This is a genomic window from Nocardia sp. NPDC050413 (assembly GCF_040655475.1).
GTDB classification, from domain to species: domain Bacteria; phylum Actinomycetota; class Actinomycetes; order Mycobacteriales; family Mycobacteriaceae; genus Nocardia; species Nocardia coubleae.
In genome coordinates this window covers 14,651-35,089 of the sequence record NZ_JBFAJZ010000019.1, presented here as the reverse complement: position 1 = coordinate 35,089, position 20,439 = coordinate 14,651, and the positions used below count along the sequence as shown (strand labels likewise).

Below are 20,439 nucleotides of genomic sequence, written 5' to 3'. Positions count from 1 at the left end.
CCCTTCCTGGGTGACGTCGGCGACGACGACGGTGACGTTATCGGGTCCGCCGCCCAGCAACGCGAGCTCGACGAGTTGCTCGGCGCATTCTTCGACCGAGCCCGCGGCGCGCAGGAATGCTGCGATCTGGTCTTCGGTCACGACGTCGGACAGTCCGTCCGAGCACAGCAGATATCGGTCCCCGGGTGCGGCGTCCGCGCAGACCAGCGTGGGTGTGAAAGGTCGACCGGTGAGGGCCTGCATGATCAGCGACCGGCGGGGGTAGGTCCTGGCTTGTTCGCTGGTGATGTGCCCGGCATCGACGAGCGCTTGAACGGAGGTGTCGTCGCGGGTGATCTGCGACAGTCCGCCGTCACGCAGCCGATAGGCGCGGGAATCCCCGACGTGGACCAGGCCGTAGCGGCTGCCGTCGAACAGCATCGCGGTCAGGGTCGTCCCCATCCCTTCCTGGTCCGATGATTGCGCCGCCCGCTGTGCGATCGCGTCGTTGCCGCGCAGCACCGCCTGCTGGAGGCGGTCGAGCAGATCACCGTCGAGGTCGTGTTCGAGCGGTGCCAGCGCAGCGATCATCAACCCGGACGCCACTTCACCGGCGGCGTGACCACCCATGCCGTCTGCCAGCGCCAGCAACCGCGGGCCGACATGAACGCTGTCTTCGTTGCCGGTGCGGACCAGGCCGCGATGCGTGCGCGTGGCACAGGTCAATCGGGTACTCACAGAGACACCTTCGTTCGAGCAAGCGGATCAGACGGCGGCGTGGTGGCCGAGCCGACGCCCAGGACCGCGCCGCGCCTTGTGCGCGAGGCTGCCACCGCCGTCATCGGCCTGACCGCTACCGCGTCGCAGCGTCACCGGTCGCGGTGGACTGGAGCAATCGTTCCAGGACGTCGGTGATGGTCAGCAGACCTACCAGGGTCGCGTCCTGCGGTGCGGTCACCAGACCGAGGTGACTGCGCGTCTCACGCATCGTCCGCAGCGCCTCGTAGACCGGCACCGTGGTGGACAGTTCCAGCACCGGCCGCATCAGTTCCTCGGCGGTGGTGCCCGGTGACGCGGTGAGGCTGTCGCGGACATGCACCACCCCACGTGTCCCCTCGCCGTCGCGTACCAACAGTCTCAAGTGGCCCGTGGCGCGGGAGGCGGCCTGGATGGCCGCGGTGTCGGCCTGCGGTGTGACCGCGCTCGGGGCCGTATTCGGTGTGACGATGTCGCCGACGGTGAGCTGTTCCAGTTCCAATGCGCTGGTGAGGTTTCCGCGGTACCGCTCGTCAAGGGTGCCGACAGTGGCCGAGTGCTCGACCAGGTGCCGTAGCGCGGCCGGGTCCTGGCCCGCGTCGACCTCGTCGACCGGGGTGACACCGACTTTGCGCAGGCACCAGTTGGCGGCGTGGTTCAGCGTGACCAGCAACGGGCGGGTCACGGTCATGAACAACTGCATCGGGATGGCCAGCATCGTGGCCGACTTCTCCGGATGCGCGATCGCCCACGACTTGGGCGCCATCTCCCCGACCACCAGGTGAAGGAAGGTCACCACGATCAGCGCGAGGACGAAACCGGCGACATCGGCGATCCACAGTGGCGCCCCGAGTCGTTCGATCAATGGGGTCAGCCAGTGGTGCACAGCGGGTTTGGTGACCGCACCCAACGCCAACGTGCACACGGTGATGCCCAGCTGGGATCCCGCGAGGAGCACCGGCAATTCCGCGGAGCTGCGCAACGCGGTCCGGGCGGCGAGGCTGGTCGGTGCGGCGTCTTCGAGCCGATGCCGCCGGGCGGCGATCAGCGCGAATTCGACAGCGACGAAGAACGCGCTGGCCGCGATCAGTGCGATGGTCACCGCGACGACCACCCAGGGGTTACTCATTGTCGCCTCGCTCGGTTCGGATGGTCAGCGATACCGACGACGGAACGTGTTGTCCTACCGCGCGCACCTCGGCGAGCACGGTGCGCGGCGCCGGGGGTTGTTGGGTGAGGAAGTCGGCTCCGCTAGGCGGCACCGCGATCTCCACCCGGTCGCCCACCTGCGGTAGTCCACCGAATTCGCTGATGACCAGCCCCGCGATGGTCTCGTAGTCCCCGTGGGGCAGGTCGACGTCGAGCAGCCGCTCGGCCTCGTCGAGATGCAGGTCACCGGCGACGAGCCAGCCTTCACCGTCGGCGATGATCTCGGCGCCGGTTCCGGAGTCGTGTTCGTCGGCGATCTCACCGACGAGTTCCTCGGCGATGTCCTCGACGGTGACGATGCCGGCGAAACCGCCGTATTCGTCGACGACCAGGGCCATCTCTTCTTTCGCGGCACCGAGCCGGGTGAAGACCTCGGGCAACGGCAACGACTCGGGGACCAGAGTTGCCGGGCGCATGTGATCGCCCGCGGTCCCGCTCACCTGTCCGTCGAGCAGGTCGTGCAGGTGGATGATGCCGCGCAGGTCGTCGCTACTGGTGCCGACGACCGGGTAGCGCGTATGCCCGGCGCCCATGCGGGCGAGGACCTTGGTGACCGGTTCGTCGACCGCAACGGTGTCGACCTGGGCCCGCGGAATCATCGCGTGCTCGGCGTTCGCGGCGGGAAAGTCGAGGATCCGGTCAAGCAAGGTCGACAATTCCTTGGGAAGTTCGCCCGCTTCGCGGGAAGCGGCGACGATGTGCTCGAGGTCGCGCGGGGTCGCTGAATGCTCGACGTCGTGCACCGGCTCGATCCGCAGCAGCCGCAACAAGATGTTGGCCGACTGGTCGAAAAGCCAGATCAGCCAACCGAAGACACGCAAGTAGATCGTCGTCGAGCGGGCCAGCCAGCGCGCCACCGGCTCGGGCCGGGCGATCGCGAGATTCTTCGGAAACAGCTCGCCGAACAGCATCTGCACCAGCGTGGAGAACACGATGGCGAGCACGGTACCGACCGCCACACCGACTGCCACGGGCACGCCGACTCCGCCGAGCAGCTCACCGAGCCCGCGTCCGATCAGCGGCTCGGCCACATAACCGACGAGCAGACCGGTCACGGTGATGCCGAGCTGGGCGCCCGAGAGCATGAACGAGGTCCGCCGGGTCACCGTCAGCGCGCGCGCCGCCGCGGTATCGCCGGTCTCGGCGCGCGCTTTCAGGCGCGACCTGTCCACTGCCATGTACGCGAATTCCTGGGCGACGAAATACCCTGTCAACGCGGTGATCAGCAGAACAACCACGACACCGGCAACAATGCTCAGTACGGTCAGCACGCCTCGACCTCGTCGCGAACGGTGCGGGCTTGTTCAGCAGCTGTGTAGTCGAACTGTCGAGATCTGCGCGTGTCGCGAGACCCCTCCTCGTCTGATTCACCATCCGGCATGCGCGCCACACTAGCACGTGCCACTGTATGGTTACCCGAGGTGTCCGACTCCCTGGCGGGACGTTGCGTCCCTGCCCGCACACCATCCCAGTTCACCGAAAGAGGCGGTCATGACGACACGGATCCGATTCGACGGCGCCTGGTACGACGTCCCGAGTGACAGACTCGACAGCGTCACCACCGCGCTGGCCGCCACCCGCGGCGGCCGAAACCAGGTCGTTGTGCTGCCGCGCCAGGGCGGGTACGTCCATCTGCTGCTCACGCCTCAGTCCTCGATCATCCTCGAAGCCGACACGATGATCGAATTCCCTGACATCCCAACGCGCTGACTCCCACACGCAAGGCTCCTGCCGCCTCATCGACAACCGCTACCGCATCGCGGCAGACCATCGGACACCATGGTAGGAATGCGGGCGCAGGTCGATCCACCCTGCCGCGCCAGCAATGTGCGCGAGGTGCGTTGGTGTCGACGTCACCCCATCCGACGGCGGCGCCGACGCACCTGCGCGTAGCGGCCGATTCACCGGCACTGTTCGATACGGCGGGCAGAGGCACTACACGATTCGTTGCGCGGCTGCACTGCAGCGGTGCAGCACCGCCTCGATGGGGCCGCGTCGAAACCTCCGCGACCACATCGTCGCCGCCACCGCGACCACGACAGCGAATCCGCCGACCACCCACCACGACCGAGCTGCCATACCGTTCGCATCCAGCAACCACAGCCCGGCGATGTGGGCCAGATAGGCGGTCAACGACATCGACCCCACGGCGGCGATCGGCGCCACCGGCCACCGCACCGCTCGGCAACGGTCGATCACCGTGGACAACAACACGATCACCATCACCGCGACGCCGGTGTTGCCGATGACCGACAGCGTTGTCTGGCTGTGTGGCGCGGCCACCAACAACCACGACCAATGCTGATGGTCGAAATAGCCGTCCGGGTTGGCCCACCACAACGACGAATCCCGCAGCGCCGGATCGACACCGGGCAACCCGCGCAGCGCGACCCACGAGCCCGCGTAGCCGAGCACTGCCATCACTGCTCCGGACAACGCCAACCACGCCCGTGTCCGTGCAGCCGAGATATCCATGCGAGCCACCGCCATCCCGGCCAGCACCAGCGGTGTCCACGACAGCGCCGGATAAGTGCCGGTCACGAGCGGATCGACTGAATCCGGAGACAGTCCCTCGAGATACGGGCGGGAGATGAACAACACCTGCGGACCCAGCAACGCCCACACTGCCGCGATCCAGGCCAGTCGACGGGCCGGAAACCTACACATCGGCACCACCAGTAACAGGTACGCGCCGTAGTAGGCGAGAATCACTTCCACCGGCGCCCCGGCCGCAGTCAACACCGTCCCCAGTGCCAGCAGGATCCCGGCCCGCACGAGGACCGCGGTCGCCACGGTCAGGCCGGAGGAGCCGGGTCGGTTTCGATCGCGGTCGACTATCGCGATCAGCGTCACGCCCACCAACACCGCGAACAGCGCCGAGGACCGTCCCTGCGCAACGTCCACCGCGACATCGACGCCACGTCCGCCCGGTTCCGGGCCCAGATGCACGGTGAACATGCCCAATACGGCTACGCCGCGGGCCACATCCAGCCCGATCGCACGCCCACCAGCAAACACCCGACCCACTCCTCGTCCCACAGACGCCCTCTATCAGGCGTCGAGACAAAACAACTGTGCCACAGTGGGTTTCGCGCACGACATCGCGGATCGGCGAGTGTTTTGCCGCAGTGACCGCTTCACACCTGGTAAGTCTGCATTTTTCGGGTCGAGCGGTAGGGGTTGCCTGACACCGTCACCGATTCAGGCTTTGGTGACCCGTGTGCCGCCCGCGAAGTTGTCGTGCCAGCCCTGTTTGGTGGAGCTCGCGCTGACCGTGACGGCGATCGAGATGGCGCTGATGAACCACAACAGCCCGCCGATCCAGGGAATCAGGTTGAACAGCATGTAGGCGTTGCGCTTTCCCGATTCGACGATGCTCGGCTTCGATGCGCCACCGGCGCCGTGCACGTGCAGGCCGAGGAGCTTCTTGCCCGGTGTCGATCCCGTCGCGACTTCGAAGAACACGAAGTACAAGAAGCCGAATCCGGCGCCGGGAAGGATCGATACCCAGCCGGGCAGGTCGGCTACCCGCTCGAGCACCCAGAACACGACCCCGCCGACGATGCCGGCGATGATCCAGTCGATGAACCTGGCCGCGGCGCGGCTGCCGATCCCCGCTGAGGCCTCGTTCGTCTGATTCTGTTGGTATCCACTCGTTGTCATGGTGACCCCTTCATTCGAGCGTCCATCGCCGTGGCCGGTGCGCCACCGGTACCACAACGAGCATCTCACGAAGTGCGCCACGTCTGCAGGGCCCAACGGAGACGAAGTCGCCGTGTGATCCTGGGCCGCAACGTCTTCCATGAACCGCTCGGTAGGCTGACACCGTGATTACGCTCGAGAAGGAAGACGGCCCAGCTGATCTGGCCGGTATCACCAAACTCAGTGTCGGCGTCAGCTGGGATCCGTCAGCGGGCAGCAGCGGCGGGCTCCTCGGTATGGCGCGCCGCAAGCGCGGGGTCGACCTGGATCTGGTCGCAGTGCTGATGCAAGGTGGAGAGCCGTTGCGCTTCGCCGGGCTGGACTCGCTGGATCCGATCGGCACCGGCGCGGTCGTACACACCGGCGACGAGCAGACCGGTGCGGCATCCGGGGATGACGAAACCGTCAACGTCGTCTTCGGTGACATCCCGGCAGCAATCGACTCGATCGTCTTCATCGCAGCCGCATTCAAGAAGGGCAGCTCGTTCGAGAAGGCCAACAACGTCTCGTTCAAGATCTACGACGCCACCGGTAGTGACTCCCAACAGGTCGCCGACATCGGCCCTCGCTGCTGGGCGCCGAGAACGCCAACGCGATCGCGCGAGCGTTCCGCAGCGGACCCGTCTGGCAACTGGAGGTCCTCGACCGAAAAGGCAAGATCAAGCAGGGCGATATGCAAGCCCTGCTGCGCTTCGCCGTCGGGTAACCACGCTGTCCTGTTCCGCCTGTCCCACAACCTATTTCAAATGTCACCGACAGTCGCGGGGCGCAAACCCTACAGTCGCACGTGCTAGTGTTCGGATGGTCGGCGCCTTTCGCGCCGCGATGATCGATGGGAGATATTCGTATGGGTGTCAGTCTGTCCAAGGGTGGCAACGTCTCGCTGACCAAGGCCGCGCCGAACTTGACCGCCGTCGCGGTCGGCCTCGGCTGGGACCTGCGTACCACCACCGGCACGGACTTCGATCTCGATGCCAGCGCGATCGGGCTCGGCGCCGACAAGAAGGTCGTGTCGAGCGGGCACTTCGTCTTCTTCAACAACCTCAAGTCACCCGAAGGTGCGATCGAGCACGCCGGTGACAACCGGACCGGTGAGGGCGAAGGCGACGACGAGGTGATCAACGTCGACCTGGCCAACACCCCGCCGACGATCGACTCGATCGTTTTCCCGGTCTCGATCTATGACGGCGCGAACCGCAGCCAGTCCTTCGGGCAGGTACGCAACGCCTACATCCGCGTGCTCGATCGCAGCAACGGTGAGGAACTGGCCCGCTACGACCTGTCCGAGGACGCCTCGACCGAGACCGCGATGGTCTTCGGTGAGTTGTACCGCAACGGCGCGGAGTGGAAGTTCCGGGCCATCGGACAGGGGTACGCGTCCGGTCTGGAAGGTATCGCCCGCGACTTCGGCGTCAACCTCTGATCGGCCGTCCTGCCCTCGCGCCCGTATGGGCGAGGGCAGGGCTAGGTCAGCCGGCCTTCGCGCGGATGGCGGTCCGAGATGCAACGGGCTGAGGAAACACCGCGCACGTCCTTGTCTTCCCATTGCTGGTGCAGCATCGCGTCATCCTGCGGTGTGTACTCGCTCAAATCGACCAAGGGCAGCGGCATCCACCATCATCGCTCCCCATCGACATGGATGGTCACATCGACCGAACTAGGCCAGCTCATGTTCGATCGTGTGCCAGCGAGCCCGGTCTACCTGGAACGCCGCGCCTACGGGGATTGGCGAACCGAAGTGGCCCGGCGCGGCGTCATCGGGACGTCTGGCGCGTTGTGGCGATCAGTGTTCGCAGTCGCTGTGCGCTGGCGGACTGTAGGTGGTCGCACCGCACGCGAGGCAGGTGTGTGCGCGGTGGTGGCCGCCGATGCGCCGACACGGCAACACGGCGACGGCCGCTCGTCCTGCACCGAGGCGGTGGCCGTCGGGGCAGAACCGCGGCGAGGGCTCTGTCCAGACTCCGAGCCGTAGGTATGGTCGCGTGGATTCGCACACCTGTTCGACTATAGCCCGCGTGTTGCTGGTAGGCGACACCCAGACGCATAGCGTGGGGGGCTAGAGGCCGACCTTCACCGGTGCCTGGTTGATGTGGGCGGCCAGCGCGGTCGTGACGTGTTCGGCGTCGCGGTGGACCCCTCGCAGGGTGTTGGAGGAGAACGACCGCTGGAACTCGAGCCCGACGTAGGCCAGGCCGGGGTGCGTGGTCGATATTCCGGCGCTGTGGAGCGGGTAACCGTTGTCGAGGGCTCCGAGGTCGGAGAGGTAGCCGAGGTTGGGGCGGTAGCCGGTGGCGAAGAGCACGGTGTCGACCGGTTCGCGTGTGCCGTCGGCCCAGACGATGGCGTCGGTGTCGAAGCTGGTGAACATGGGTCGGCGGTCCATGCGCGCGGTGTCGAGGGCGTGTTGGTAGTCACCGGTGTCCATGACCAGGGTGCCGCCGACGTAGCGGATGAGCCATTGCGGGGGGAGTTGGTCGAATCCGGTGGAGACGAGCCAGTGGTGGATGTCGTGTCCGTCGCGGTGTTGGGGCAAGAAGGTGATCGGGTTGTGGGTGGCCAGGGTGACGGTGGCGTGGTCGGCGAGTTCGTAGGCGATTTGCACGGCGGAGTTGCCCGCGCCGACGACGATGACTCGTTGCCCCGAGTAAGGCTGGGGGCGCCGGTAGTCGGCGGCGTGCAGGACGGTGCCTCGGAATTGGTCTTGTCCGGGCAGTTCGGGCACATAGGGGTTGCCGAAGGAGCCGGTGGCGGCGACGATTCCGGCGGTGTGGAGTTGTTGGCCGTCGTCGGTGTGGACGACGAAGCCTTGATCGGGGTGGGCCTCGACGGTGGTGACGGCGGTGTGGGTGCGGATGTCGGCGTCGAGGGTCTTCGCGTAGCGGCGCAGGTAGTCGACGACATCGTCACGATGCGGGTAGTGGTCGGGCTCGGCGGGGAAGTCCAGACCGGGCATGCCGGAGTGTTGGGCGGGCGAGAACAGAGTGAGGCTGTCGTAGTAGTGCGGCCAGGACCCGACGGGGTCGGGCCCGGCCTCGAGCACAACCGGGGACAGGCGGTGATCGCTGAGGGCGCGGGCGGCGGTGAGTCCGGACTGTCCTGCGCCGATGACGATTGCGTCGATCATGAGTGATGTTCTTTCGGTCAGTATTTCGGGATGGTGGTCAGCGACAGTGCCGCGGCGAGGGCAGCGGCTGCGCCCAGGATCAGGAACGTGGCGGGATAGCCGCCCAGGTTGGTGGCCATGGCGGTAGCCACGAAAGGTGCTGAGGCCACGGTGATGGTCATCGGCGCGGAGACGAGCCCGGTGAGCTGCCCGTAGTGAGTCGAGCCCCACCGATCGGTGATCGCGGTGGCTTGTAGCAGGGTGAATACCCCGCGTGCCATGCCTGACAGGATCGCGGCGACGGTCAGTGCTGCTGCGGTGGTGAAGATTCCGAGCAGCATGGTGGTGGCGGCGATCGCGGCCAGGATGATTGCGGTGCGGGTGCGCACACTGGTGCGGTTAGCGAACGCGCTGTAGCCGATGCGGCTCACGACCTGCCCGAGTCCGCCCAGTCCGAGAGCGAGTGCTGCGGTGGTGGTGGAGATCCCGCGCTCGGTCATCAACGGCACGAGGGTGACCACGACCGCGAAGGAGGCGAATCCGGTGACGCTCAACGCGATCGCCAGGGTGATGAATGCCCGGCTGCGCGCGATGGTGCCGGGGTTGCCCAGGTGGAGGTGTTCGGGGCCTTCTTCTGGTCGGGGTGGCCAGGCCAATCGTAATCCGAACCAGTGGCCGGGGATCGTCACGAACGCGAGGATTGTGGCAAGGATCAGATAGGTTGCGCGCCAGTCGAATCTGGTTGCCAGGGCTGCGGTCAGGGGTGCGAAGACGGTGGAAGCCAGCCCGCCTGCGAGGGTCAGCACGGTCAGGGCCTTCACTCGGTCAGGCCCGTACCAGCGGGTCAGCGCCGCGAAGGCCGGGGGATAGAGCACCGCGCCCATCGAGATCCCGGCCAGCGCCCAGCCCAGGAGAAACATCGTCAGGGTTTGAGCGGTGGCCACGATGAGCAGTGCCGCGACCGCGAGCGCCGAGCCTGCGGTCATCACTACTCGTGGTCCGTGGCGGTCCAGGCGTCGGCCGACGAGTATCCCGGTGAGCGCGGTGAGGAGTTGTCCGGTCGAGAACACCGCGGTCAGCGCGGTGGTCGACCAACCGGTGTCGGTGGCGATGGATCCGAGCAGGACTGGGAAGGCGTAGAACAGGATTCCCCAGCTGGTGATCTCGGTGACGCACAAGACCACCAGCACCCGCCGCAACCCGGTCGCGGCAGGTGCCGTCGGTGTCGAAACAACCTGCATCGCAGTGGATCAGCGCGCAGGCGAAGAGGTCAGGGGCAGTTCCTGGATCGCGGTCGGCGCGCCGAGGGTCAGCTCCTCCACGGCGGACGGAGCCCCGCAACACCCACCCGTGGATCCCTCGGCGGGGGCGTCGAACAGTCCGGATCCGCCGCAGACCCCGGTGTCGGGCAGGGTGAGTTCGACGCGTTGGGCGGCTTCGTGGTCTCCGGCGAGGGCGGCGACGATGGAGCGGACCTGTTCGTAGCCGGTCATCGCCAAGAACGTCGGCGCGCGGCCGTAGCTCTTCATCCCGGCCAGGAAAACGCCGGGTTCCGGGTGGGACAGTTCGGTGACTCCGTGCGGATAGACCGTGCCACAGGAATGCGCGTTCGGATCGATCAACGGCGCCAGCTTGGTCGGAGCCTGCAAGGTGGCATCGAGGTCGAGACGGATTTCCGAAAGCCACGACAGGTCCGGGCGGAACCCGGTCAGCACGATCACTTCATCGACGCCGGTGACGGGGTCACCTTCGGCGGGAACGAGCGCCAGCTGGCCGAGGTCGGTGCGTCCGACGGTCTCGGTGCGGAATCCGGTGACCACGTTGATGTGCCCGGCCTCGACCGCTGCCTGAGCGCGCAACCCGAGTGCGCCGCGAGCGGGCAGTTCGTCGGCTTGTCCGCCACCGAAGGTGGATCCGATCGTGCCCCGGCGCAGCAGCCACGTGATGCGAGTCCCCGGGTGCTCGCCGGCCAGCTCGGCGAGCACGATCAACGCCGTGAGCGCGGAGTGTCCACTTCCGGCCACGACCACGTGGCGGCCTGCGTGGCGGGCCGCGACGGCGGGGTCGGTGAGGTCGGGCACGCGGTAGGAGATGCGTTGTGCGGCAGCGGCTTCGCCGATGGCGGGCAGCCCGTCTCCGCCGAGCGGGTTCGGTGTCGTCCAGGTGCCGGAGGTATCGATGACCGCGCGTGCGGTGATGCGCTCCTCGCGGCCGTCGCCGGTGCGCACGTGCACGGTCAACGGTTCGCTGTCACGTCCGGCGTCGACGACCCGGTCGCGGCCCCGGCGCGCCACACCGGTCACTTCGGTGTCGAACCGGGCCGAATCGCCCAGCGCTGCACCGAGCGGGCGCAGGTACTGCTCGACCCACTCCGCGCCGGTCGGGTAGCCCTCGAGGTCGGGCTCAGACCAGCCCGCAGCGTCGAGCAGGGGTCGTGCGGCCGGGGCGATCAGCTCAGCCCAACGCGAGAACACCCGCACGTGATGCCACTGCGCGACAGCAGCACCGGCGTGCTCACCGCGTTCGAGCAGCAGGAACGGCAGCTCGCGACGGGAAAGCTCGGCAGCGGCGGCCAGACCGACCGGCCCAGCTCCGATGACGACGACGGGCAGGGAGTTCATGACGAACCTTCTTTCATCGATGCAGATCGATTAACTACGGCCGAGAGTATCGACTGGCATCGATGAAAGCAACCATCGATCTACGTCGATATACTGGCCGCATGCCCATCGCTCTGCCCCAAGCCCAGGTCCTGCCGACCGGCGAAGCCACCACCTACGCCGAGTGGTTCGCCTGCCTGGCCGAACCGGTGCGAGTGCGGCTGCTGCACGCGGTGGCCACGACCCCGAAAGGCATCACGGTCGGCGCGTTGACCGAGATCCTGGGCACGAGTCAGTCCACGACCTCCCATCACGTCCGCAAGCTCGCCGACGTGGGATTCGTTCGCCTGCACAAGGAAGGTGCCGCGACCATCGTCACCGTCAACGAGGCATGCTGCGCCGGACTGCCACACGCCGCCGACGCGGTGATGGGCCTGCTCGCGCCGCGCCCGTGCTGCCCCGCCGACCTGCCCGTCGACGTCACCGTCCGCGCCCTGGAACCCCGCGACTGGGCCGAGGTGCGCCGCATCTACGGCGAGGGCATCGCCACCGGAATCGCGACCTTCGAGACCGAGGTTCCCACCCGCTCCCACCTCGACAAGCATTGGCTGCCCGCCCACCGATGGGTCGCCGAGATCGACGGCCGCGTCGTCGGCTGGACCGCCGCCAGCCCGGTATCGAGCCGCGACTGCTACGCCGGTGTCGCCGAGACCTCGGTCTATGTCGCCGACTCCCACCGTGCACGCGGCGTGGGCAAGGCCCTGCTGCACAAGCAGGTCCTCGCCGCGGACGACGACGGCTTGTGGACGTTGCAGACCTCGATCTTCACCGACAACCGCGCCTCACTGGCCCTGCACCACAGCGCCGGATACCGCACCGTCGGCGTGCGCGAGCGCATCGCCCAACGCGACGGGGTCTGGCACGACACCGTCCTGCTCGAACGCCGCTCACCGGTCCGGTAGTCGCCCATGCTTACCCAGCGGGTGAATCACGACAATCGCCGATCGAGGTTTGCAGAGTCCGACCGCTCGGATTGTGCCTCGGCGAATTCCGACAACAACTCAGCCGCGCATGATGCGGCTGCCGCAGGGACGTACCGTCTCGGCGTGTGAGCGAGATCGAATACCCGCCGGGATCGACGGCCGGGGCGCGACGTGATTCGTTGATGCTGGTGTTCACCGCTGGTGCGGTGATCGGCGTACTCGGCGGGCTGATCGGTCTCGGTGGCGCGGAGTTCCGCCTGCCGCTGCTTATCGGGCTGTTCGGATTCGTGGCCTTGCACGCGGTGATCCTGAACAAGGCGATGAGCCTGATCGTGGTGCTCACCGCTCTCCCCGCCCGGTTGATCGCCTTGCCCTACGCCGAGGTGAGCCAGCACTGGACGATCGCGGCGAACCTGCTGGTCGGCAGCCTTGCCGGTGCCTGGTTGGGGGCGGGATGGGCTACGCGCATGCATTCACGCACCCTGTACCGCGTCCTGGCGCTGCTCCTCGTCCTGATCGCGGCGGCCCTGGCCGCAAGTCATCTGGGTAACGTCGGCACGCTCGCACTGCCGACGCTCGGGCGGGTAGCCATCACGGTGCTCGCCGGGGTCGGCATCGGGATCGTCGCCGCGCTGATGGGCGTGGCAGGTGGCGAGCTGCTCATCCCGACGATCGTGCTGTTGTTCGGCGTCGACATCAAGGTCGCTGGAAGTCTGTCGCTGATGGTCTCGCTTCCGACGATGCTGGTCGCGTTCTCCCGCTACAGCCGAGACCAGAGCTTCCAAATCCTGCACACCAACACCCGTTTCGTGCTCGTGATGGCCGCCGGGTCGATCGCCGGAACCATCGTCGGCGGCCTCCTGCTGGGCGTTGTGTCCAGTAGCGTGCTGATCCCGATCCTCGCCACGCTGCTGGTGATCTCCTCGGTCAAGGTCTGGCGCCACCAATAGTCCGTGATGTCGGCATCCATCGATCCGCGCGGTCCGTACAAGGGTCCCAGCGTTGCAGGGGCTCACCGACGGAAGCCGCCGTAACACTTGCATCGTGGTGTTCACCGGCTGTTTGCTTGCACCGCCGTATTGATATCGGTCAATATTGGCGTATGTCGAAGTCGAAGTTGGTGGTGACGCCTGTGCAGGCGTGCTCCGCCGCGCCCCTGGTGCGTGAGCCCCTGTCCGAACCTCACGCCGTCGAACTCGCGAGCGTGTTCAAAGCCCTCTCCGATCCGGTCCGGCTACGCCTGCTGAGCGCGATCGCCTCCCGCGAGAGCCAGGAAGCCTGCGTGTGCGACCTGTCGGCCGGGATCGAGTTGACCCAGCCCACGATTTCGCATCACCTCAAGGTGCTGCGCGAAGCCGGGCTGCTCGACAGCGAACGCCGCGCCTCCTGGGTGTACTACCGGGTCGTCCCCGAAGCCCTGCAACGCCTGTCGGAAGTTCTGCTCGTCGAAAGCGGCACCGCGACGGGAGTCACCGCATGAGCACGACCACCACCGAGCACCCCGCCGTCGTCGGCAAGCTGTCGACCCTCGACCGGTTCCTGCCGGTCTGGATCGGCGTCGCCATGGTCGCCGGACTGTTGCTGGGCCGGATGATCCCCGGTCTCGGTGACGCCCTCTCGGCCGTGGAGATCGACGGCATCTCGCTGCCGATCGCCATCGGCCTGCTCATCATGATGTATCCGGTCCTGGCGAAGGTCCGCTACGACCGCCTCGACACCGTCACCGGCGACCGCAAACTCCTGGTCAGCTCCCTGGTGCTGAACTGGGTCCTCGGCCCGGCCCTGATGTTCGCGTTGGCCTGGCTGTTGCTGCCGGACCTGCCCGAGTACCGGACCGGGCTGATCATCGTCGGTCTGGCCCGCTGTATCGCGATGGTCATCATCTGGAACGACCTCGCCTGCGGCGACCGCGAAGCCGCCGCCGTGCTGGTCGCGCTGAACTCGGTGTTCCAGGTGATCATGTTCGCCGTGCTCGGCTGGTTCTACCTCTCGGTCCTGCCGGGCTGGCTGGGGCTGGAACAGACCACCATCGACACCTCGCCATGGCAGATCGCGAAATCGGTGCTGATCTTCCTCGGCATTCCGCTGCTGGCCGGATTCCTCACCCGCCGCTTCGGTGAGCGCGCCAAGGGCCGCGAATGGTACGAATCCAGCTTCCTGCCCAAGATCGGGCCGTGGGCGCTGTACGGGCTGCTGTTCACCATCGTGATCCTGTTCGCCCTGCAAGGTGAACAGATCACCTCCCACCCCCTCGACGTCGTCCGCATCGCGATCCCGCTGCTGGCGTACTTCGCGATCATGTGGGGCGGCGGCTACGCCATGGGCGCGGCCCTGGGCCTGGGCTACGAACGCACCACCACCCTCGCGTTCACCGCAGCGGGCAACAACTTCGAACTCGCCATCGCCGTCGCCATCGCCACCTACGGCGCCACCTCCGGCCAAGCCCTCGCCGGAGTCGTCGGCCCGCTCATCGAGGTCCCCGTCCTCGTGGCCCTGGTCTATGTGTCCCTCGCCCTGCGTAAACGATTCCAGCCGACCCCACACACCGGTGTCGCGACTGTCGACGAGGTGACACCGCGGTGAGTACCACCCCGTCCGTGCTGTTCGTCTGTGTGAAGAACGGCGGCAAATCGCAAATGGCGGCCGGGCTGATGCGAGCCGTCGCCGGTGACCGCGTGCAGGTCCATTCCGCTGGAACGAAACCCGGCACTGCGGTCAACGCCCTGTCGGCCGAGTCGCTGCTCGAGGTCGGTGTCGACATCACCGCCGAGACCCCGAAACCGATCGACCCGGCCCTGCTGGCCTCGGTCGACCTGGTCGTCACCCTCGGACGCGAAGCCCACATCGACCCGGTCGACGGAGTGCGGATCGTCGACTGGGACACCGACGAACCCTCCAAACGCGGCATCGACGGCATCGAGCGCATGCGCCTGGTCCGCGACGACATCGCCGCCCGCGTCGACAACCTGCTCACCGAACTCACCACCCCCGCCGAGCAACGGATCACATCATGAGCGACAGCCCACTCGCGCCCACCCACACCCGCCACGACCTGACCATCGACCAGCAGCTCGCCCTGAAAACCGCCGCCACACACCTGCAATGTGAGTTCGACGGCACCTTCGGCGTCGAGACCATCGAACGGTTCCTGCACTCCTCCTACGACCAGTTCGCCGGACGCGCCACGGTGGTCAACTACCTGCCGCTGCTGGCCGAACGCTTCGCCCGCCAACGCCTGCACGCCCTGGCCCGCGTCGAAGGCAAAGCCCACACCGGCACCCCGACGGTGCTGTTCCTGTGCACCCACAACGCCGGACGTTCGCAGATGGCCCTCGGGTTCTTCACCCAGCTCGCCGGTGACCGCGCGGTGGCCTGGTCCGGCGGCAGCGAACCCGGTGACGAGATCAACCCCGCCGCCATCGCCGCCATGGCCGAGGTCGGCATCGACATCACCACCGAGTTCCCCAAGCCCTGGACCGAGGAAATCATCCAAGCCGCCGACGTCGTCATCACCATGGGCTGCGGCGACGCCTGCCCGCTCTACCCCGGACGCCGCTATGAGGAATGGGACCTCGACGACCCCGCCGACCTCGACATCGCCGCCATCCGGCCCATCCGCGACGAGATCGAAACCCGCGTCCGTCTCCTGCTCACCGAACTCGACCTGCCCGCCAACTGAAAGGCACCCTCACCCATGACCACCAAGCCCAGTGTGCTGTTCGTCTGCGTCCACAACGCCGGACGTTCCCAGATGGCTGCCGGATTCCTCACTCATCTGGCCGGCGACTCGATCGAGGTCCGCTCCGCCGGGAGCGCGCCCGCCGACCAGATCAACCCCGCCGCAGCGGCGGCGATGGCCGAACTCGGCATCGATATCTCCGACCAGAAGCCGAAGATCCTCACCTACGACGCCGTGGAAACCTCCGACGTCGTGATCACCATGGGTTGTGGCGACACTTGCCCGTCGTTCCCCGGTGTCAGCTACCGCGACTGGGTCCTGGAAGACCCCGCAGGCAAGGGCGTCGACTCCGTCCGGCCGATCCGCGACGAGATCAAGACCCGCGTCGAAGCCCTCGTCGCCGAGCTGCTGCCGACACGCGCCTGACAAAACGCAGGACACGAGTTGGCTCCAACGAGCCTCGCGCCACGACAACCATGGCGCGAGGCTCGAACCGAATTCGCTCGTGCCCCTTCGTTTGTCGACGGCCACCTTGGTGTCGCCGTAGGGGTTGTCCAGGTTCGTCGTGGCGGTTCCGAGGATAGGGACTTGTTATTCGGGTTCGCCGCAGGCGGCGGCGGTCGGGGAGAACCCAGAAGAGAGCCCGCGGAGAGGTTCGCATCCTCGGATACACTGACCATGCCCGTGCTCAGGTACACAACGGAGAGCCTTGAAGAGCAAGCCATTTCCGCCCTGCTGCCCCGATTCCCTCGATGATGCTGGTGAAATCCGGCGCAACGACTGGACGGCGTTCTCCTCCCTATCACGGATGGAAAACCATTGGGAGATAAAGCCCTGGCCGCCCGGCACTTCGAGTTTCTACTGGTACCTGACGTTCGGGCACGACGATGCTCTCGCGTCTACCGCTAATGCATGTCAGGACGCGCTCGAATCATTCCCGCTGCGCCCGGTCGCGGTAGAAACACTACATATGACTCTGCTGAAGGTAGGAGGCTTCGATACTGTCGAGAGTTTCGTGTTAGAGCGAGTCATCGATAATGCGTGCAATGCGCTGAAGTCGGTGAGCCGGTTCGAACTTGAGGTGGGTCCTCTGGCGGGGTCGGCAGGCGCGATTCGGTTCTCCGTCGCGCCGTGGTCGCCTGTTCTTGACTTGGTTGGGCGTCTCGGTGCTGCGCAAGAATCCGAGCCCGGTCTCAGCCCGGTCAAGCCGGGCCAGAACATGCGACCGCACATCGGTATCGCCTACAGCGCGGCCCGGCAACCGGTGGCCCCGATCCTCGACACGGTTGCTGGACTTCGGGAGCTGGCCCCGGTGGCAACGGTGGTCAAGGACGTCAAGCTGGTGCGGCTGTGGCGTACGGATTCCGCGTACGAGTGGGAAGAGAAGGCCACTATTTCCCTGCTGTGAGCTTGTCCTGTACCGAGGCCACGTTGGTTGCCGACCAGGAACGCAATTCGCTCGTGTAGTCGGAGACCGCTGGCGTATCGACTGAAGACACGGTTTCGGCGAGGTCGTGGGCGCGCTGCCACACCGAGCGGATCGGCTGGTCTCGGGAAGTGGTGAGGGCTTGGACGCCCAGGTGCATCGCCTGTTCGATGTCTCGGTTCGATTGGGTGGCTAGGGCTGTTGCGATATCGAGCCGGACCAGGGCTTGGCTCCATACCGAATCCGAGGTGTCGACCAGTTCGGAGACGAGTTGCCCGTAGTCGAGCGTGTCCGCGAAGTCACCGGCGGATAGGTGTGCGGTGGCGGCATTGGCCATCACCCGCGCCGCACCATAGGGCTCGAACGACAAGGCCGGGGTGAGTCCGGACGGTGCATGATTGGCCTCACCGAGTTCGACTGCCTGCTCTACGGCGCGTTTCACTCCTTCGGAGTCGCCGAGCTTTCCTAGCGCCCGTGCGAGACCGTTCGAGTAGAGTCTGATGGCTTGCTGATTTCCTGCTGCCGTGCGAATACCTTCTCGTGCTGCGTCTGCGGCTTGTTGGTATTTGCCTTGGTAGTAGTAGGAGAAGCTTTCTGTTCCCCGTATCCAGGCCAGTAGTTCGGGGTCGCGTGCGAATTGGGCGAGTGCGAGGGTTTCTTGAATGTAGATCTCGGAATGCCGGAATCGTCCGAGGTTGACCGCCATGTAGGCCAGTGCGCCCGAGATTTGGCCCGCGAGCCGATATAGACGTGCCAAGTGGTGGGGCTGGCGGCAGCATTCGGTGAGGCTGTCCACGTCGCGGCGCAGGGCGAGGGCTTCGGGGACGAGCCGGATCGGTCCCTCGATTTCGTATCGGTCGAGGATGTCGCGGAGCGCGATTTCCAGGGCGGTGAGAACGGGCTCCTCAACCGTGTTGTCGTGGAGCTTGCGCATCCGCTGAACGATCTCGGTGGCGTTTTCGAAGTTCTGGAGGCGTGTGGGCGCCGTCGAGACGGCGGGCTTGGTGGTGGGTGTCGAGCGGCGGTTGCGCGAGGTTCGCCATGATCTTTCGCCAGCGGCGACGATCGCTTCGAATCGGTCGCGGTCATGCTGGTCGGCGTGCAGGCGCAGCGTGGTGTCGAGGATCTGCTGTGTCTTGTTCCGCAGCCTGACCGTGCCGAGCCCGGTGCGCCAGTTGTTGATCGTGGTGGTGTCGATGCCGAGCTTTTCGGCGAACTGCCGCACCGATAGTCGCATCGCCTCCTGCAAGGCGACCGCTTCGAATCCGGTCCACTCCCGTGCTTGCACCATTGTGCCCCGCCTCAGCACCGTCCCGATCAGGGAACCTAGATAGTCTGCCCACACTACCCTGATGCCGGGCAGTTCCTGGCCGCAACCTGGCTCGGCGGCAGTGGATTTCGAAGGGCGGACATGTCGGTGCTAAATCCGCCCGCGAGGCGGCACCGGTATGGCGACGCAGCCCTCGCTGGGTGTCGATCATCGTGGCCAGGGGCAGACCTCTGGCCACTGGTGTGCGTAGCCGTGGCGGCCGAGGTAGCGGCTGGTGAGGCGGTGGTGGATGTCGGCGTAGAGCTGGAGTTCGCCCAGGTCGCAGTGGGCGTTGGGGATGTGGGTGGTCTCGTTGTTGTAGTGGTCGAGCGCGTTCTCGATGAGGGCGTGCGACAAGTGCCCGTGGGTCATGGCGGTGCTGACGACGAGTTTGGCGAGGTCGTAGCCGAAGGGTGCCAAGGTCAAGTCATCGAAGTCGATGATGCCGACGTGATCGTCGGTGAGGATGAAGTTGCGGATGTTGCTGTCTTTGTAGAGCGCGCACGGTAGGCCATTGATCTCGAAGTTTTGGGGGAGGACGGATGCGCGGGGTGAGGTGAAGTCGCCGATTGTCAGCGTCGGTGTGGCCTCGAATGGTCGGTCGAGCCGTCCCGCGTGCAGGTATCGGATGTTGGCGACGGTGTGGAGTGCGCCCAGTGCGGCGGCGACCACGGGTAGGTCATCGGGGCGCGGGCGGCGTCCCTGCAGATGTTCGAGAGTCATTCGTGTACCGGTGACTTCGCGCAACTGTGGAACGCGGACCGGTGCGTCGAGCCGAAGCAGCCAATCATGGTGTGCGCGAGCCTTTTCCGCCAGCTGGGGTGATGCGTAGTTCTTGACGTATGCCGCCGCGCTCATTCCCGGCGACTTCCGGTCAGGTAGGTGACGATCGAAGTGGCCGTCATTGCCCGCTCGCGAGTGCGACGCCGAAGCTCGGCGGCGAGTTCGCGCGGGTTCGTCGCCAGGTGCTGGGGAAGTTGGTATTTGGGGACGGTGATGGCGTAGGCGGCGAGGTGGTCGAAGTCGGTGAACCGGAAGGTGTGTTCGCGGTGGATGACGTCGATGAGTTCGATTCCGGTGGCGACGATGTCGGCGGCGTTGGTGCTGTGGAAGGTTTCGTACAGACTCGGCCGGCTGGACGCCGAGGGGTCGAGACCGGTCTCCTCTATGAGCTGGTCGATATCGTGGTAGCTGTCGGATGATTTGGTCGCCAGGACCGCCCGGCCGCCTGGTGTGAGGCAGCGGGCGATCTCGGCAACGACATCGGCGGGCCGTGTGGAGTGGTAGAGGCAGAATGCGGCTACGAGCACATCAAATGTTGCGTCGGTCAGGGGTAGGTGGTGGAAGTCGCCGTGCACGGTTTCCACGGCGATTCCGGCCTCGGCGGCGCGCTTGTTCACGGTGGCGAGGAATGCCGGGGAGATGTCGACGACGGTGTGGCGGCCGGGTGTAATCGTTTCGGCGAGGGCGAGGGTGACTGTTCCTCTGCCGCAACCGATTTCGCACACGCTCGGGTGTGGTCGTGAGTGGCGTGCGGCGAGGTCGACAATCGTGGCGGTCGCGTTCTCGCCGCTGATCTTGGCGGTGAGCAGTGCACTGGTGCGTTGCTGGGTGCGCCCGGCGTCGGCGTAGAGACCCGCGACGGTGTCGGGGTCGGTGAAGGGGGTGGAGGTCATGGACGGTTCGCCTCCGA

At 66.3% G+C, this 20,439-nt stretch carries 22 protein-coding genes and 1 pseudogene; 11 read left to right on the top strand and 12 right to left on the bottom strand.

Features of this window, described 5'->3' with window-relative positions; genetic code table 11:
• Positions 1–12: 12 nt before the first annotated feature.
• The 3 genes and pseudogenes from AB0I19_RS27865 to AB0I19_RS27855 form a co-directional block, all read right to left on the bottom strand.
• Positions 13–717, bottom strand: a pseudogene (locus AB0I19_RS27865) (protein phosphatase 2C domain-containing protein); the annotation flags it as partial.
• A gap of 115 nt (positions 718–832) precedes the next feature.
• Positions 833–1,864, bottom strand: coding sequence for a hemolysin family protein (locus AB0I19_RS27860; RefSeq protein ID WP_357152750.1), 1,032 nt, complete (start codon positions 1,862–1,864; stop codon positions 833–835).
• Positions 1,857–3,215, bottom strand: coding sequence for a hemolysin family protein (locus AB0I19_RS27855; protein ID WP_357152747.1), 1,359 nt, complete (start codon positions 3,213–3,215; stop codon positions 1,857–1,859). Before AB0I19_RS27855 ends, AB0I19_RS27860 begins: the two co-directional genes overlap by 8 nt.
• Positions 3,216–3,435: 220 nt before the next feature.
• Between AB0I19_RS27855 and AB0I19_RS27850 the strand changes: the two genes are divergently transcribed.
• On the top strand, positions 3,436–3,654 hold the full coding sequence (locus AB0I19_RS27850; protein WP_357152745.1) for a hypothetical protein: 219 nt from the start codon (positions 3,436–3,438) through the stop codon (positions 3,652–3,654).
• A 225-nt stretch (positions 3,655–3,879) separates the two neighbouring features.
• Here the strand turns inward: AB0I19_RS27850 and AB0I19_RS27845 are convergent, their stop codons facing one another.
• Together AB0I19_RS27845 and AB0I19_RS27840 are read right to left on the bottom strand one after the other, a co-directional pair.
• Positions 3,880–4,962 carry a DUF418 domain-containing protein gene (locus AB0I19_RS27845; RefSeq protein WP_357152743.1) on the bottom strand — a complete coding sequence of 361 codons (1,083 nt, stop codon included), beginning with the start codon at positions 4,960–4,962 and terminating at the stop codon, positions 3,880–3,882.
• 183 nt (positions 4,963–5,145) lie between these two features.
• On the bottom strand, positions 5,146–5,607 hold the full coding sequence (locus AB0I19_RS27840; RefSeq protein ID WP_357152740.1) for an RDD family protein: 462 nt from the start codon (positions 5,605–5,607) through the stop codon (positions 5,146–5,148).
• Positions 5,608–5,771: 164 nt separating this feature from the next.
• Between AB0I19_RS27840 and AB0I19_RS27835 the strand changes: the two genes are divergently transcribed.
• Positions 5,772–6,440: a TerD family protein gene (locus AB0I19_RS27835; protein ID WP_357152738.1), complete on the top strand. Its 669-nt coding sequence runs from the start codon at positions 5,772–5,774 to the stop codon at positions 6,438–6,440.
• Between the two features lie 53 nt (positions 6,441–6,493).
• Positions 6,494–7,069, top strand: coding sequence for a TerD family protein (locus AB0I19_RS27830; protein WP_357152735.1), 576 nt, complete (start codon positions 6,494–6,496; stop codon positions 7,067–7,069).
• Positions 7,070–7,110: 41 nt separating this feature from the next.
• Here the strand turns inward: AB0I19_RS27830 and AB0I19_RS27825 are convergent, their stop codons facing one another.
• From AB0I19_RS27825 to AB0I19_RS27810, 4 genes are all read right to left on the bottom strand, one after another.
• Positions 7,111–7,257 (bottom strand): hypothetical protein, encoded by a 147-nt coding sequence (locus AB0I19_RS27825; RefSeq protein WP_357152732.1) that lies wholly within the window; start codon positions 7,255–7,257, stop codon positions 7,111–7,113.
• A gap of 445 nt (positions 7,258–7,702) precedes the next feature.
• Positions 7,703–8,770 carry an NAD(P)-binding domain-containing protein gene (locus AB0I19_RS27820; protein ID WP_357152729.1) on the bottom strand — a complete coding sequence of 356 codons (1,068 nt, stop codon included), beginning with the start codon at positions 8,768–8,770 and terminating at the stop codon, positions 7,703–7,705.
• 17 nt (positions 8,771–8,787) lie between these two features.
• Complete coding sequence (locus AB0I19_RS27815) at positions 8,788–9,990, bottom strand: MFS transporter (protein ID WP_357152726.1); 1,203 nt, start codon at positions 9,988–9,990, stop codon at positions 8,788–8,790.
• A gap of 9 nt (positions 9,991–9,999) precedes the next feature.
• Positions 10,000–11,370, bottom strand: a complete 1,371-nt coding sequence (locus AB0I19_RS27810; protein WP_357152723.1) for an NAD(P)-binding domain-containing protein — start codon at positions 11,368–11,370, stop codon at positions 10,000–10,002.
• 101 nt (positions 11,371–11,471) lie between these two features.
• Between AB0I19_RS27810 and AB0I19_RS27805 the strand changes: the two genes are divergently transcribed.
• The 8 genes from AB0I19_RS27805 to AB0I19_RS27770 all read left to right on the top strand — a co-directional run bounded on the left by AB0I19_RS27805 (position 11,472) and on the right by AB0I19_RS27770 (position 17,419).
• Positions 11,472–12,311, top strand: coding sequence for a GNAT family N-acetyltransferase (locus AB0I19_RS27805; protein WP_357152720.1), 840 nt, complete (start codon positions 11,472–11,474; stop codon positions 12,309–12,311).
• A gap of 146 nt (positions 12,312–12,457) precedes the next feature.
• Positions 12,458–13,282 (top strand): sulfite exporter TauE/SafE family protein, encoded by an 825-nt coding sequence (locus AB0I19_RS27800; protein WP_357152717.1) that lies wholly within the window; start codon positions 12,458–12,460, stop codon positions 13,280–13,282.
• Positions 13,283–13,434: 152 nt separating this feature from the next.
• Positions 13,435–13,812 (top strand): metalloregulator ArsR/SmtB family transcription factor, encoded by a 378-nt coding sequence (locus tag AB0I19_RS27795; RefSeq protein WP_357152714.1) that lies wholly within the window; start codon positions 13,435–13,437, stop codon positions 13,810–13,812.
• Positions 13,809–14,915, top strand: a complete 1,107-nt coding sequence (arsB, locus tag AB0I19_RS27790; protein ID WP_357152712.1) for an ACR3 family arsenite efflux transporter — start codon at positions 13,809–13,811, stop codon at positions 14,913–14,915. Before AB0I19_RS27795 ends, arsB begins: the two co-directional genes overlap by 4 nt.
• On the top strand, positions 14,912–15,346 hold the full coding sequence (locus AB0I19_RS27785; RefSeq protein WP_357152709.1) for a low molecular weight phosphatase family protein: 435 nt from the start codon (positions 14,912–14,914) through the stop codon (positions 15,344–15,346). The genes arsB and AB0I19_RS27785 overlap by 4 nt, the downstream gene beginning before the upstream one ends.
• Complete coding sequence (locus AB0I19_RS27780) at positions 15,343–16,011, top strand: arsenate reductase ArsC (RefSeq protein ID WP_357152707.1); 669 nt, start codon at positions 15,343–15,345, stop codon at positions 16,009–16,011. Before AB0I19_RS27785 ends, AB0I19_RS27780 begins: the two co-directional genes overlap by 4 nt.
• 15 nt (positions 16,012–16,026) lie before the next feature.
• Positions 16,027–16,437 carry an arsenate reductase ArsC gene (locus AB0I19_RS27775; protein ID WP_357152704.1) on the top strand — a complete coding sequence of 137 codons (411 nt, stop codon included), beginning with the start codon at positions 16,027–16,029 and terminating at the stop codon, positions 16,435–16,437.
• 283 nt (positions 16,438–16,720) lie between these two features.
• A complete protein-coding gene (locus AB0I19_RS27770) occupies positions 16,721–17,419 on the top strand; it encodes a 2'-5' RNA ligase family protein (RefSeq protein WP_357152701.1) in 699 nt (232 codons plus the stop codon).
• Here AB0I19_RS27770 and AB0I19_RS27765 read toward each other — a convergent pair.
• The 3 genes from AB0I19_RS27765 to AB0I19_RS27755 form a co-directional block, all read right to left on the bottom strand.
• Positions 17,403–18,728 (bottom strand): hypothetical protein, encoded by a 1,326-nt coding sequence (locus AB0I19_RS27765; protein WP_357152698.1) that lies wholly within the window; start codon positions 18,726–18,728, stop codon positions 17,403–17,405. The two genes, AB0I19_RS27770 and AB0I19_RS27765, sit on opposite strands and share 17 nt — an antisense overlap.
• A gap of 186 nt (positions 18,729–18,914) precedes the next feature.
• Positions 18,915–19,604, bottom strand: a complete 690-nt coding sequence (locus AB0I19_RS27760) for a phosphotransferase (RefSeq protein ID WP_357152695.1) — start codon at positions 19,602–19,604, stop codon at positions 18,915–18,917.
• Positions 19,601–20,422 carry a class I SAM-dependent methyltransferase gene (locus AB0I19_RS27755; protein WP_357152692.1) on the bottom strand — a complete coding sequence of 274 codons (822 nt, stop codon included), beginning with the start codon at positions 20,420–20,422 and terminating at the stop codon, positions 19,601–19,603. The genes AB0I19_RS27760 and AB0I19_RS27755 overlap by 4 nt, the downstream gene beginning before the upstream one ends.
• Between the last annotated feature and the right edge of the window lie 17 nt (positions 20,423–20,439).